This window comes from Prevotella melaninogenica (assembly GCF_013267595.1).
Lineage (GTDB): Bacteria > Bacteroidota > Bacteroidia > Bacteroidales > Bacteroidaceae > Prevotella > Prevotella melaninogenica_D.
The window spans coordinates 1,838,153-1,851,517 of sequence record NZ_CP054011.1 but is presented as its reverse complement, the minus strand read 5'-3'; the positions used below and the strand labels follow the sequence as shown (position 1 = coordinate 1,851,517).

12 protein-coding genes are annotated in these 13,365 nt (G+C 41.5%); 8 read left to right on the top strand and 4 right to left on the bottom strand.

Annotated features, from left to right (window positions below; genetic code table 11):
• Nucleotides 1-125: 125 nt before the first annotated feature.
• The 4 genes from FIU21_RS12810 to FIU21_RS12795 all read right to left on the bottom strand — a co-directional run bounded on the left by FIU21_RS12810 (nt 126) and on the right by FIU21_RS12795 (nt 5,019).
• Nucleotides 126-623, bottom strand: coding sequence for a hypothetical protein (locus tag FIU21_RS12810; protein ID WP_036885717.1), 498 nt, complete (start codon nt 621-623; stop codon nt 126-128).
• A 620-nt stretch (nt 624-1,243) separates the two neighbouring features.
• Nucleotides 1,244-2,173, bottom strand: a complete 930-nt coding sequence (locus FIU21_RS12805) for a redoxin domain-containing protein (RefSeq protein WP_004358757.1) — start codon at nt 2,171-2,173, stop codon at nt 1,244-1,246.
• Nucleotides 2,174-2,301: 128 nt separating this feature from the next.
• Nucleotides 2,302-3,981 carry an ABC transporter ATP-binding protein gene (locus FIU21_RS12800; RefSeq protein WP_004358758.1) on the bottom strand — a complete coding sequence of 560 codons (1,680 nt, stop codon included), beginning with the start codon at nt 3,979-3,981 and terminating at the stop codon, nt 2,302-2,304.
• A gap of 147 nt (nt 3,982-4,128) precedes the next feature.
• Nucleotides 4,129-5,019: an NAD kinase gene (locus tag FIU21_RS12795; RefSeq protein WP_004358759.1), complete on the bottom strand. Its 891-nt coding sequence runs from the start codon at nt 5,017-5,019 to the stop codon at nt 4,129-4,131.
• Nucleotides 5,020-5,153: 134 nt separating this feature from the next.
• Between FIU21_RS12795 and FIU21_RS12790 the strand changes: the two genes are divergently transcribed.
• From FIU21_RS12790 to FIU21_RS12755, 8 genes are all read left to right on the top strand, one after another.
• A complete protein-coding gene (locus tag FIU21_RS12790) occupies nt 5,154-5,723 on the top strand; it encodes a DJ-1 family glyoxalase III (RefSeq protein ID WP_004358760.1) in 570 nt (189 codons plus the stop codon).
• Between the two features lie 79 nt (nt 5,724-5,802).
• A complete protein-coding gene (locus tag FIU21_RS12785; RefSeq protein ID WP_004358761.1) occupies nt 5,803-6,438 on the top strand; it encodes a 2-C-methyl-D-erythritol 4-phosphate cytidylyltransferase in 636 nt (211 codons plus the stop codon).
• 462 nt (nt 6,439-6,900) lie between these two features.
• The gene (locus FIU21_RS12780; RefSeq protein WP_004358762.1) at nt 6,901-7,413 is read left to right on the top strand and encodes a GFO_1088 family ECF-type sigma factor; all 513 of its coding nucleotides are present in this window, start codon (nt 6,901-6,903) and stop codon (nt 7,411-7,413) included.
• Entirely contained in the window at nt 7,403-7,882 is a 480-nt protein-coding gene (locus tag FIU21_RS12775; protein ID WP_004358763.1) for a PG0215 family putative anti-sigma factor, read from the top strand. The genes FIU21_RS12780 and FIU21_RS12775 overlap by 11 nt, the downstream gene beginning before the upstream one ends.
• 737 nt (nt 7,883-8,619) lie before the next feature.
• Complete coding sequence (locus FIU21_RS12770; RefSeq protein ID WP_004358764.1) at nt 8,620-9,894, top strand: glycosyltransferase family 4 protein; 1,275 nt, start codon at nt 8,620-8,622, stop codon at nt 9,892-9,894.
• Nucleotides 9,891-10,670, top strand: a complete 780-nt coding sequence (locus tag FIU21_RS12765) for a glycosyltransferase family 2 protein (RefSeq protein WP_172891407.1) — start codon at nt 9,891-9,893, stop codon at nt 10,668-10,670. The genes FIU21_RS12770 and FIU21_RS12765 overlap by 4 nt, the downstream gene beginning before the upstream one ends.
• Nucleotides 10,671-10,830: 160 nt before the next feature.
• The gene (locus FIU21_RS12760; protein WP_036885721.1) at nt 10,831-11,274 is read left to right on the top strand and encodes a hypothetical protein; all 444 of its coding nucleotides are present in this window, start codon (nt 10,831-10,833) and stop codon (nt 11,272-11,274) included.
• 788 nt (nt 11,275-12,062) lie between these two features.
• On the top strand, nt 12,063-13,280 hold the full coding sequence (locus tag FIU21_RS12755; RefSeq protein ID WP_004358767.1) for an anaerobic sulfatase-maturation protein: 1,218 nt from the start codon (nt 12,063-12,065) through the stop codon (nt 13,278-13,280).
• The last annotated feature ends 85 nt before the right edge of the window (nt 13,281-13,365 follow it).

Sequence of the window (13,365 nt, the reverse complement as noted above, 5' to 3'; positions counted from 1 at the left end):
CCTACTATTATTTTTATCCAAATTAACCTAATCTACTGAGCATAAATAGGATGCATAACTCGTATATAGACACAACAATGAGAAAGTCCTAATGCTCTTCTCGCTGCTTTTATACGTCTTTCTCCCTATTCAGCATCATGCACCTTTAACAGATTCATAAGTTCATTGAACTCGGAAGAGTATTTTACACCTGTTTGTCCCCAGTTATATTCATATCGAACGGTCTTTCCATGATAGTAAATATAGATGTATAGACCACCCATATCACTGCAATGTTCGTTACCTTTTACCGCCACAATGTCCTTTACAGTACCCTTGACGAACATATCATCAACAAGTTCTTGTACACGACGAGCACTGTCATCACTAAAACGAACAGTTCTGACAGTGTCTTTACCATCGTCAGATGCAAATATTGATCGCGTACATTTCGTTACACTTCCATTCTTATATAACATCCAATAAACCTCCGTAAGACCGCAACTAAAGCCGGGATCACGTCCAATAAGAACGGAGTCATACGCACTGAGTGTATCCTTTTTCTTGATACTACCTCGATTACCTTCTGTACAACTGACGACTGCAAAGGCAATTATTCCACATAACCATAATAACTTATTCATTCTTCCAAAGATTAAAAAGTCAACCGCTATCAATCTATCCTACTAACTATATCGAAATGTAAGACACAGTAAAACGGTGCAACTATCAACTATAACCTTTCCTTTATGTACTTTTCACAAAAGTAAGCATTAATATTCTTGTTTCCAAACTATTGGTGTCCGATAAAATTTTTTTGGATTTATCTGTGTTAGTTAAAATAGACTTAAACTTATGATTTCATTAATTTATCTGGTTATTATAGGGCTTTCCTTGTCAATATAAGCACATTTTATAATGCTTACAGTTTGAAACTGAAAACCAAGCCCCTGGATAAGTAAAACGGCTGTAACACCGATGGGTAAAGAGATACAGAACTTTCAGTTTATTTTTACCAGACAGCAATATTTCCAAACATTGGTCAACAAAAGTTCGTCTTACCCATCTCTTCTATACGTGTTAGTGCTTAGCACATAGCGTGCGGAGGGTTAGCACCAATGGTGCGGAGTACTAACACGATGAAAGATGAGACTGAAGCAGAATCAAAAAGAGCATTTTTCAAGGAATAAAAAGCACAAGGCTGCCCTCGTTAGGACAGCCTTGTACATCTTATTTAGAACTTAATTGTTGTCCAATCCGCCTATTACTGGAAAACAATATTCACTGTTGTCTTGCTCTTTACAGGGCGACCATTCTGCGTAGCAGGGTTCCACTTAGGCATATTATTCGTAAGACGAACAGCCTGCTCTTTGTAGTATTCAACGCAGTTGTTCAACACCCGCTTCTGTTTCTCAGCATCCATCTTCATGAAGTGCTTGCTTGTGCCCTTCACATTCTTTACGTCAACGACACGAGCACCAGTAACAGTGCCATCCATCTCAACATTGAAAACAACGGTCATCTCAGCCTGTACCTTTGAACGGAATGACTGAATGCTACGACGCTGACTCTGTGCAAAATAGTTATTTATAGCCTCCTGACCGCCTTCAAAGGTTGGGAGCACCTCTGTCTTACTAACCTGTGGAGTCAGCGGAAGAGATTCTAACTTCGCTTTCAGCTTACCTATCTCCACCGTTCCCATGACAATCTTGCCCTCTGGATCAACGAGATACATTGAAGGAATCCAATCAATCTTATACAACTTGTCGATAACAGTATTCTTTCTGAATTTCTTTAGTTCGCTCACCTGTGTCCAGTGCATCTGATACTTGCCCCAATAAGTCTGTGCCCAAACCTCGCGATCGGTATCGAAAGAGATACCAACAAACTGCACTCCATAATCGCGGAACTGCTCGTAAAGCGCCTTCATGGCAGGAATATCACGACGACAGTCTGGACACCAGCTTGCCCAGAAATCCAATACCACGTAACTACCACGATACTGACTCAATTTTATTTCCTTAGCATCGTATGTCTTCAACTTAAACTCAGGCGCACGTGTGCCCGGCTTGAGCATGTTCGTAGCATACTTAGCATCTAAATCCTTAGTTTGTTCAACGTTTGTTGTTTGTGCAAAAGCCACTGGTGCGGCCATAAGAAATACACTGACAACAGCTAAAAGAATTCTTTTCATATCTAATTTTATTCTATTTTCTTTATCTTTCTTCCACTAATAAGATTGGAATTTGCAGTTTTTAGGTCTCCTTTCAGTTTTCAGTCATGTTGCAAATATACGACCTTATTTTGAATAACGCAAATACATTATTGTATTTTTTCTATGGTCAACGTCTGGTCGCAATAGTCAACAACAGCTGGACGATGGGTGATAAAAATCACCGTTTTATCGTGATTGGAGAGTATATTCTTCAAGAGGTCGCGCTCTGTCTGTGGGTCAAGGGCTGACGTTGCCTCATCAAATATCATGATACTACGGTCACGCAGTAACGAACGAGCTATGGCAATGCGTTGTGCCTGTCCTTCACTGAGTCCTCCTCCCTGCTCTGAACAGAGCGTATCGAGTCCCAAAGGAAGATGGAAAACAAAGTCAGCACAGCTCTTCTTAAGTACTGCAATCATCTCTTCTTCCGTTGCATCGACCTTACCGAGTAGTAGGTTCTCACGGATTGTACCGCTAAGAAGTGTGTTACCTTGAGGGACATAGACGAAATTGGTACGCATGAGCGGTGTCAACTCTCTGCTTTCTTTTTCGTTATAAATCTCTACAGAACCCTTATTTGGTTTCAATAAGGCAAGGAGCATACGTACAAGCGTTGTCTTTCCAGCACCTGTCTCACCAAGAATAGCCGTACAAGAGCCAGGATAAAAGTCGAAGTCAAGGTCCTTCAATATCTCACGTTCGGCATCATCATAACGATAGTCAACATGGCTTAAACGAATACCACAAGGTCCAGCCACCTCTATCGGCTCGCCTTGTTCCTCTAAAGGATTCTCCTCTAACTCCATTAATCGCTCGGCAGCAGTGAATACTGAGACAAACGCAGGTACTAATTTCGTTAATTGACGAGCAGGATTTTGAATCTTATTTACCAACTGTAAGAAGGCTGTCATACCGCCAAAAGTCAGCGAATGAGCCGACATGCGGAGGGCTGCCCACGTGAAAGCAACAAGATAACCAAAGGCAAACCCAAAGTTCAAAACAAGGTTTGAGAATACAGAAAACTTTGTTCTTCGCACTACCTTACGACGCAACTCGTGTTGTGTTCCCTCTAACTTTCCAACAATCATCTCATCACTTTCAAGTGTCTTGATGAGCATTCTGTGCTGAATCGTTTCTTGCAAAACACTCTGAACCTTTGAATCTGAGTCGCGAACTTCACGTGTCAGTCGTCTCATCTGACGTACATACACCTTGCTGATGAGGACAAATAGTGGAATCATAACGACAATGATAATGGCAAGACGCCAGTCCATCGACATCAAATAGAAGAAAGCACCGAGGAACATAGCCAATGTTGAGACTGAACTTGGTATCGTCTCGGTGAGGAAACTTACCACATTGGCAACATCAAATTCCAATCGATTAAGTACGTCACCACTGTGATGACGCTCTTTTCCATGCCACTCCGAACGCAAAATACGGTCGAGCATTCGCTGTTGCATACGGTTCTGCGCCTTGATACCTAACAGGTTCTTTACCCATACAGAGGCTATACTCAACGCGAAATCACAGAGTATCAACGCTCCCATGATGCTCACTGCGGTATAAATACTGCCCTCTATGACATGAGAAGCCACATCAATGGCATGTTGAACAGCCCAAACAGTTGCCAAAGAAACGACTACGCTGAGAATACCTATCAAAGCATTCAGCACCGCCTGCTTACGATTACCACGCCACGCATTCCACAACCAGCGGAATATCTCCTTGCTTGTGTAACGCGTTTCAGGGATTTGAAAGAGTTTCTTTATCTTGCTTAGCATTATTACCTTTTATTTTTAATTTTATTGAAGGTGTGGGAATGATAGACTTTTCAGCTGGGTTAGCATAGCCAATAAGGATGGTTTGAATAGGAAAACTAAACTGTATGGTAAGCTATTCACTGCCTTTCTCGCCAACAATCAGCCTTCCTAAAACTGGCGTGTATCAGCTCCCCACATCAACTTCTCACGTAGTGTTGAGAAGAAACGCTGCCCATAGACCTTCACGATACGCACCTTATGCGGTGCCTTCTTTATCGTTAGCGTTACTCCCTCACTGAGTTTCTCTGACCTTCCGTCCACAGCTGCAAGGAAGTTGTGGCTTCGGCTCTTTACTTCCAACTTTATCTCAGCCTCATCACTGATAACGATTGGACGAATATTCAGACTATGTGGTGCTACAGGAGTCATACTTAAAATGCCTGATTGAGGTACGATAATCGGACCACCAACTGACAATGAGTAAGCTGTTGAGCCTGTTGGCGTACTGATAACGAGTCCGTCTGCCAAATAAGTTACCAAAAATTCGCCATTAACACTTGCCTTTATCGATATCATCGCAGCATTATCACGTTTCAAAATCGCAATATCGTTCAAGGCAAAAGGACAGTTCTCGAGAGCTTTCCCATCTGCTTCAAGTTGGATAACAGCACGTTCCTCGATCTCATATCTTCCTTCAAAGACATTATAAAGTACGTCTTTAATTTCTTCCGGAGCAACATTTGCGAGGAAACCTAACCGTCCCATATTCACGCCAATGATAGGTATTTGCTTGGGACCAACCTTACTTGCTGCCTTTAGAAAAGTACCATCGCCACCTAAGGAAATGACATAATCAACATCAAAGTTTACCCCCTCGAATACACCCGCTATAGAAATCGACTTCTTAAGTTCTTTTTGTAGGCTATTATAAAAGTTCTGTTCAATATATACATCAGCTTCATGCTCCCTCAGATAGTCTAAGATTTCTGTTATCTGAAGCGAGTCAAAAGCTTTAGAAGCATTGCCGAAGATAGCAAAACTAAGTTTCTTTTCTGCCATAAAAACATGCCTTTTTTAATTCTTTTAGTCTTACAAGCCACACAATACCATGAATATTTAGTATATTTGCAGACACAATTCATTTGCAAAAGTAAAGATTTTAATTGGATTTATTACGTAAAAATAAAATAATTATGGCTAAGGTATATGAGTTTCTCGCTAATGGCTTTGAAGAAGTTGAGGCTTTGGCGCCTGTTGATATCCTACGACGTGGAGGCGTAGAGGTGAAGATGGTTAGTATTACAGGTAGTAATCTCGTTGAATCATCACATGGTGTAGTGGTTAAAGCCGACCTCCTTTTTGAGAACATAACCGACTTCTCGGATGCGGACTTACTGATGTTGCCTGGCGGTATGCCTGGTTCAAAAAACTTGAACGAGCACGAAGGCGTTCGTAAAGCCCTCAAAGAGCAGTTTGAAAAGGGTAAACGCGTTGCTGCTATCTGTGCTGCTCCATTGGTATTGGCATCTGTTGGCTTGTTGAAAGGTAAGAAAGCAACAATCTATCCAGGTATGGAAAGCTACTTAGGTGAGGATGCTGAATACACAGGAGCACTTGTTCAGGAAGACGGAAACGTAACAACTGGTGCCGGTCCTGCTGCTTCTTTCCCATACGGATATCAGCTTCTAAGCTATTTCTTACCTGCTGAGAAGGTGGAAGAGATAAAGAAGGGTATGATTTACGACCGTCTTCTCAATTCATAAACCATATTCATAGCATAGAATTGTGACGTCTAAAACATCAAAATATGCCATCATCGTCGCTGGCGGAAAGGGATTGCGAATGGGAGCAGACATACCCAAACAGTTTCTTCCTGTCGGTGGGAAACCTGTCCTCATGCACACAATCAGTCGCTTTCATGCCTACGATAAGGATTTGAAAGTTATCCTCGTCCTACCGAAAGAGCAACAAACATATTGGAAGGAACTATGTGAGCAGTATCATTTCGATGAGGAGTACCAGTTAGCTGATGGTGGTGCAAGTCGCTTTCAGTCATGTAAGAATGGCATTTCGATGATTCCTACAGATGCTATTGGACTTGTTGGCATCCATGATGGGGTGCGTCCTTTCGTCTCTTGTGAGACCATTGCACGTTGTTTTGATACTGCTCAGACGTCAAAAGCGGTCATTCCTGTATTACCAGTTACTGACACTCTGCGTTTTATCGGTGACTCTCCAAGCGGAAGAAACGTACAGCGTAGCAATTATAAAGCCGTACAAACGCCACAGGTCTTTGATATCCAACTCATCAAAAAAGCATACGAACAAGAAGAAAGTGCCGATTTTACCGATGATGCGAGCGTTGTTGAACGACTCGGACAAGTGGTAACAATGGTGGAAGGAAATCGCGAGAACATTAAGATTACAACCCCATTCGACTTGAAAGTGGCAGAGGCTCTTTTAATTCACAATTCATAATTATGATTACTATTATTAATTCAAAATTCATAATTCATAATTCATAATTATGATTACTGAGTTTGATGGAGTTATTGGATAAGAAAGACGAAAGAGTGGAAGTGTAAAGATGATGTTTAAGACTGATAAACAGCACAACCAAGATGTGTAAAGCATAGAGATGAAGAATATAAAGGGCGTTATTTCGGAATTATTTTCACGAGAAGAAGAATTTATTTTCATGAAAAAAAAAGATTTCTTGTCATGAAGAAAAATATTTCTTTTCATGAAAGAAATTCCTTTAACATCATAAAATTAGATCACGACAAAGCCCTTATAATAAGCCTCAAAGCCAAATAAAAGAGCAATAATAAGCAACAAAAAAACAACATCTAACATCTTAATGAAAGTTAAATAACAGCATTTTTTACCCCATGCTTGTAACTTTCCCCCAGAGATAAGCGTCATTTAAACAGAGAGAAGATGAAAAAAGTCAGTTTCCGTAACGATGTGTTGCCGTTGAAGAATGAACTCTTCCGGCTTGCACTCCGTATCACGCTCAACAGAGCTGAGGCTGAGGACATCGTTCAGGACACACTGATAAAGGTTTGGAACCGCCGATACGAGTGGGAAAACATCGATTCTATCGAAGCATTTAGCCTCACCGTATGTCGAAACCTCTCGCTCGACCGCATCAAAAAGAAGGAAAACAACAATGATTCTTTGGAAGATGTGAAAGTTGCTGAGCCTCTCACTTCATCTAACCCTCAAGACCGAATGATTGAAGAGGACAAAATCAGTCTCGTTAAACAAATTGTAGACGCTCTTCCAGAGAAACAAAGAGGCTGCATGCAGCTAAGAGATTTTGAAGGAAAGTCATACAAAGAGATTGCTGAAATACTCGAAATCAGCGAAGAGCAAGTGAAAGTTAACATCTTTAGAGCTCGCCAAACGGTCAAACAAAAATACTTGAAATTAGACAATTATGGATTATAAGTACATCGAACAATTACTGGAACGCTACTGGCGTTGCGAGACTTCTCTCCAAGAAGAGGAAATCTTGCGTATGTTCTTCTCACAGGAGGACATTCCAGCTGCGTTGCTGCCTTATCGTTCTCTGTTCGTTTATGAGCAGAATGAGAAGGAGATGGACGGCTTGGGCGATGACTTTGACCAGAGAGTCCTCGGACTAATACAGGAAGACGAGCCAGTAAAGGCACGTGTAATAACAATGCGCCACCGTCTTATGCCACTCTTCAAGGCAGCTGCTGTGGTAGCAATCTTCCTTACCTTAGGTAATGCAATGCAGGTTGCTTTCTCTGATGGTGATGTACATCAGGTAAGTCCAAGCACCGCAGCTGTTGACAAACCTCAGGAGGGTCCATCTGTTGCTAAGGCCGACTCGGTAGTGAGCGATACCTTACAACATAAGGTACAGTCACCTGTATCAACCATCACAAAGTAAGACAATTTCTATGCTTTCTCTATAAAATAATCATTTTAAGTAAAACAACTCGAGGCTGTGAAGTCTCAATTCTCTCAAATTTTTCATAACATACTAACGTAGAAGAGCCGATACTCCTTATGAGTGTCGGCTCTTCTTATACCAGAAAACGGAGCTTAATTCATAAATCACAATTCATATATAATTCAGAATTCATAATTCAAAATTCATAATTATGATTACTGATGATGCTTAAAGACAAGGTTCAAAGCTCAAAGTTTTATGTTCAAAGGGCATAATTATGATTACTGATGACGCTTAAAGACAAAGGTCAAAGCTCAAAGTTCAATGTTCAAAGATCATCGTTCAATGTTCAAAGGGCAATGTTTAAAGAAGAAAAACGCCGAGACTCTCAACGAGCTTCGGCGTTATTAGTATGTTTAACTAAGAAATCTTTTCAAATGAAAGGGAACCTCACGGTCACCTTTGTCATCCTTGATCAATCGTTAAACTTTTACCTTAATAAAATAACTAAAAACCTAAATCTATTACTACTAACCTAAACAATCTATTAACCTTTTGACAATGCAAAGTTAGAATGTTTTCAAGTATTGTGCAATATTTGTATTGACTTTTATGCTGAAAACTGTCTTTTCTTGATACATATCAATTCTTTGTGTGCGCAAACAATCAATATTTGGTTACTTTTCTTGGCTCTTTATCTGTTTTCTTGTAACTTTGCTGCAAATGATATATCAATGAGAATACTGATTGTAAATACCAGTGAGAAAACAGGTGGTGCTGCAGTTGCAGCCAACCGACTCAAAGATGCTCTGAATAACAGCGGAGTGAAGGCAAAGATGTTGGTACGTGATAAATTGACGGACGACATCACCGTGGTCAGTCTTGGGCACGAGTGGAGGAATCAGTGGCACCTACTATGGGAGCGTTTCTGTGTTTTCTGGAACCTTCATTTCTCTCGAAACCATCTCTTTGAGATAGATATAGCCAACTCTGGAACCGATATTACAAAGCTACGCGAGTTCAAGGAAGCTGATGTTATTCATCTTTCTTGGATTAATCAGGGTATGCTCTCATTGAATAGTATCAAAAAAATCTTATGCTCTGGTAAGCCTGTTGTATGGACTATGCACGACCTTTGGCCTGCATCTGGTATCTGCCATTATGCGCATGGTTGCTATCGTTACGAGAATGGTTGCGGAAACTGTCCGCTTCTCCCTGGTAGAGGTAGTTCGAATGATTTGTCTTCAAAGGTGTGGAAGCGTAAGAAAGCCGTCTATCATCATGGTAACATGTGGTTTGTTACTTGCAGTCAATGGCTCGCACGACAAGCAAAACGGAGTGGACTCTTACGTGGAATCAGCGTTAGAAGTATTCCAAATCCTATTGACACACACATCTTTGAGCCACAAGACAAACAAAAAGCTCGACAGCAATTACAGCTCCCAGAGGACAAGCGACTTATACTCTTCGTTTCTCAACGTGTCACTGACCAACGTAAGGGAATGGACTATTTCATTGATGCTATCGACAAAATGGTTGCCGAACATCCTGAGATGAAGGACAACACAGGCATAGCTATTCTCGGAGGACACGCTGAAGAACTCGAAGGAAAACTTGCTTTACCAGTTTATCCTATTGGTTATGTGACAGACCAACAACGAATCTGTGATGTCTATAATGCCGCTAATGTCTTTGTCCTACCATCGCTTGAAGACAACCTTCCAAATACGATTATGGAAGCAATGGCATGTGGTGTACCTTCAATAGGCTTTAAGGTTGGAGGAATACCAGAGATGATAGACCATTGTAAGAATGGCTATGTAGCGGCAGAACGTAATGCAGACGACCTTGCCAAGGGCATACACTGGGTGCTTGATGAGTCCGACTACACAGCACTTTCAGAAGCAGCTGTGGGGAAAGTACTGCGTTGTTATTCACAACGTAGCGTCGCAATGCAATATCTTGAAGTATATAATGAGGCACTCGCCTATAAGAATTTCCGATTATGATCACATTTTCAGTAGTCACTATAACCTATAATGCAGCTTCGGTTCTGCAACCGACACTTGACAGTGTGCTCATGCAGGACTATCCCCATGTCGAACATATCATCATTGATGGGGCTTCAACAGACAACACTTTAGAGATTGCCAAAGCCTATCAGCAGCTGTCTAACGAGGCTGAGAATGAGCATGTCGTACGTATTCAAAGCGAGCCAGACGAAGGACTTTATGACGCAATGAATAAAGGCTTACAACAGGCTACCGGCGATTATATTGTCTTTATGAATGCAGGTGACCGCTTCCCTAATCCCGATACATTAGACAAGGTGGTACTTGCTGCTGTTGTTGGAGATGGCGAGGAACTCCCTGCCGTCCTCTTTGGCGATACAGACATCATTGACGAAAAGGGCAACTTTATTAGCCACCGCAGGCTAAGTCCATCAGAACGACTCACATGGCGTTCTTTCCGTTATGGTATGTTAGTATGCCATCAAGCATTTTATGCTCGCTTAGACATCGCTCGCTCACTATTATATGATACGACTTATCGCTATTCAGCAGATGTAGATTGGTGTATACGTGTCATGAAAGAGGGCGAACGTCAGCAACTCCTTTTACGCAATATCCATGCCGTTGTAGCAAATTATGTACGAGAAGGACAAACAACCCGTCATCACAAAGAGTCGCTCCGAGAGCGTTTTGATGTGATGTGTAAGCACTATGGACTGATTCAGACAGTCCTCCTTCATGCATGGTTTGCCGTACGTAGTTTAATAAAATAGGTAGTCTACCTTTGGTTTAAATGCCCTTAATACGTCCTATTGATTGTTAAGGGCGGCAATTTCTGCGCTATAAAATCGTTTTATCAGTAAGTAGTATTATTATGGGGATGTTTAGAGCAAGTTCATGCTCTGTCCTCTTCACCTAATAAAACGTACGAAAATGGAAAGAATGAGAATTAAAATGTTAGTAGCTTTGTTGCTGCTATGCCTCTCGGTATCAGCGCAAACAGAGTATAGTGGTATTGCTGGAGCATCACCAGGCATGGTAAGAGCAAATAAGCAGGCTGCAGCGAAGCAAGCCAATCGCAATTCAAAGGCTGCGAATTCTTCTAATGTATCAAAGCCTAAGACTTCCAACAATGGCAATGCAAATAGTAATAACTCAACCTATGCACCGCTACCAGACAACGATGAATCTGGCGAAACGGAGGTTAGAGACGGCTTTAAGACTTTCTCACGTGGCATGAGTAAGGTGATTAAACGTGAAACCAGGACTATGGGAGAGGTAACCCGTAAGATTGGTGCCGATGGCAAGAAGTTCTTTAAGAAATTAGGTAAAGGAATCTCAGACTCCTTTAAACCAGACACGACAACCTCTAAGTAAGATTTCGTTTCACACTATATATGGCGTGTTCCAAGGCTAAGACCCTTTGTGGTCAATAGTCTTGGAACATTTTTTTATTTCTCTTATTCCGTAAACAAGTCCTTCTATCAGTTAGTTATATGGGTCTTCATGATTTTGGAGTGATAAGTTTTGCCACTTAAGGTTAGGTTTCTGAGGAAATGTTACACGGAGAAAAGGAGAGTACAGAGGATTATTAAAACAAAGCTATGAAAGTCACAGAGGCACCGTCGGTGCATAGAGCTAAGGAGTTTGATTGTCAATTCTATTAGCAATTTATATACAAAGCGTTTATCCCAAAATAGTTATCAAGAATCTGTACGCTACACCTCCGTCGCTCTTTGTGCCGTCGGCACCTCCGTAACATTGCGTTACCTCCGTCCCTCCGTGACTCCGTGTGCCTTATTATATGAGAGTTTTAGTTTATCATTCCATATTTCGGAAGAACCAGTTATATTACCATCACGACATATTATAACAAGTTTAATGAAGTCTTCTTTCCGCTTTTTATTACTGCGTAATTGCTCCGCACATGATGTGCGGATGCTTCGCACATATCGTGTTAAGGCTTAGCACGTATGGTGCGGTTGGTAAACACCATTGGTATTAGCCCCTAAATACCCTGCAAAATACGACTATACGAAGTCATATCTACCAACTCTGATAAGAGAGTTCATGAGTCAATGACCGGCAAGGGTTTAATAAGTGATCTGGAATGTTTTGCCATTAGTAAATAATTGACTACCTTTGCCACCCGAAACAAGATTATTATGAATACCATTGTTCCCTTTAGTCATCCCATGTATATCATGCTTAAGCCAGCTGGTTCGCTTTGTAACCTGCGGTGTAAGTATTGTTATTACTTGGAGAAGAGCAAGCTATATGACGATAATAAGAATCATGTTATTACCGATGCCTTACTTGAGAAATTCATCAAGGAATACATCGAGGCGCAGACAACACCACAAGTCCTCTTCACATGGCATGGCGGTGAGACACTGATGCGTCCTATCTCGTTCTATCGTCGTGCGTTGGAACTGCAGCGTTATTACGCTCGTGGTCGTCAGATAGACAATAGCATTCAGACAAATGGTATTCTACTAAACGATGAGTGGTGTCGTTTCTTCAAGGAAAACAACTTCCTTGTGGGTGTCTCTATTGACGGTCCACAAGAGTTCCATGACGAGTATCGCCGCAACGCAATGGGTAAGCCTTCCTTCCATCAGGTGATGAAAGGTATAGACTTATTGAATAAGCATGGGGTTGAGTGGAATGCACTCGCCGTTGTCAACGACTTTAATGCAGACTATCCGTTAGACTTTTATCACTTCTTTAAGGAGATTGGCTGCCGTTATATACAGTTTACACCTATCGTAGAGCGTATTATTAAGCGTACAGATGGGCTAACCTTAGCACCAGGAATGCAGGAAGGTGGCGAGCTAACCGACTTCTCTGTGACGGCTGAGCAATGGGGTAATTTCCTCTGTACTATCTTCGATGAGTGGGTACACCATGATGTAGGCGAATATTATATACAGCTCTTTGATGCCACTTTAGCGAATTGGGTTGGCGTTCCACCAGGTATTTGTACCATGGCTAAAGAGTGTGGTCATGCAGGTGTTATGGAGTATAATGGTGACGTTTATTCGTGTGATCACTTCGTTTATCCAGAACATAAACTTGGCAACTTGTCACAGCATACCATCTATGAGATGATGAATAGCGACCGACAGAAGGACTTTTCCAAGATGAAGTATAGACTTCTTCCACAACAGTGTAAGGAGTGCAAGTATCAGTTTGCTTGCCATGGAGAGTGTCCGAAGAATCGTTTTATTCGCGATTGTTACGGCAATCCTGGACTTAACTATCTCTGCAAGGGGTATTATCAGTTCTTCGAGCATGTAGCGCCTTATATGGATTTTATGAAGAACGAGCTGGAGAATCAGCGCCCACCTGCTAATGTAATGAATCAAGTGTTCGGGAAGTAAACTTGCTTTGAGCTGATACGATATCGCTCTTTATCCTCTTTTCCTTCATTCTTTATAGAAGGAAAGAACAATAAACGAAAACAGC

Bases quoted from the DNA above. Each gene is read 5' to 3' on its own strand.
- FIU21_RS12805 (WP_004358757.1), bottom strand. From the start codon at position 2,173: ATGAAAAGAATTCTTTTAGCTGTTGTCAGTGTATTTCTTATGGCCGCA.
- FIU21_RS12770 (WP_004358764.1), top strand. From the start codon at position 8,620: ATGAGAATACTGATTGTAAATACCAGTGAGAAAACAGGTGGTGCTGCA.
- FIU21_RS12780 (WP_004358762.1), top strand. From the start codon at position 6,901: ATGAAAAAAGTCAGTTTCCGTAACGATGTGTTGCCGTTGAAGAATGAA.
- FIU21_RS12795 (WP_004358759.1), bottom strand. From the start codon at position 5,019: ATGGCAGAAAAGAAACTTAGTTTTGCTATCTTCGGCAATGCTTCTAAA.
- FIU21_RS12810 (WP_036885717.1), bottom strand. From the start codon at position 623: ATGAATAAGTTATTATGGTTATGTGGAATAATTGCCTTTGCAGTCGTC.
- FIU21_RS12785 (WP_004358761.1), top strand. From the start codon at position 5,803: ATGGGAGCAGACATACCCAAACAGTTTCTTCCTGTCGGTGGGAAACCT.
- FIU21_RS12800 (WP_004358758.1), bottom strand. From the start codon at position 3,981: ATGCTAAGCAAGATAAAGAAACTCTTTCAAATCCCTGAAACGCGTTAC.
- FIU21_RS12755 (WP_004358767.1), top strand. From the start codon at position 12,063: ATGAATACCATTGTTCCCTTTAGTCATCCCATGTATATCATGCTTAAG.
- FIU21_RS12765 (WP_172891407.1), top strand. From the start codon at position 9,891: ATGATCACATTTTCAGTAGTCACTATAACCTATAATGCAGCTTCGGTT.
- FIU21_RS12760 (WP_036885721.1), top strand. From the start codon at position 10,831: ATGGAAAGAATGAGAATTAAAATGTTAGTAGCTTTGTTGCTGCTATGC.
- FIU21_RS12775 (WP_004358763.1), top strand. From the start codon at position 7,403: ATGGATTATAAGTACATCGAACAATTACTGGAACGCTACTGGCGTTGC.
- FIU21_RS12790 (WP_004358760.1), top strand. From the start codon at position 5,154: ATGGCTAAGGTATATGAGTTTCTCGCTAATGGCTTTGAAGAAGTTGAG.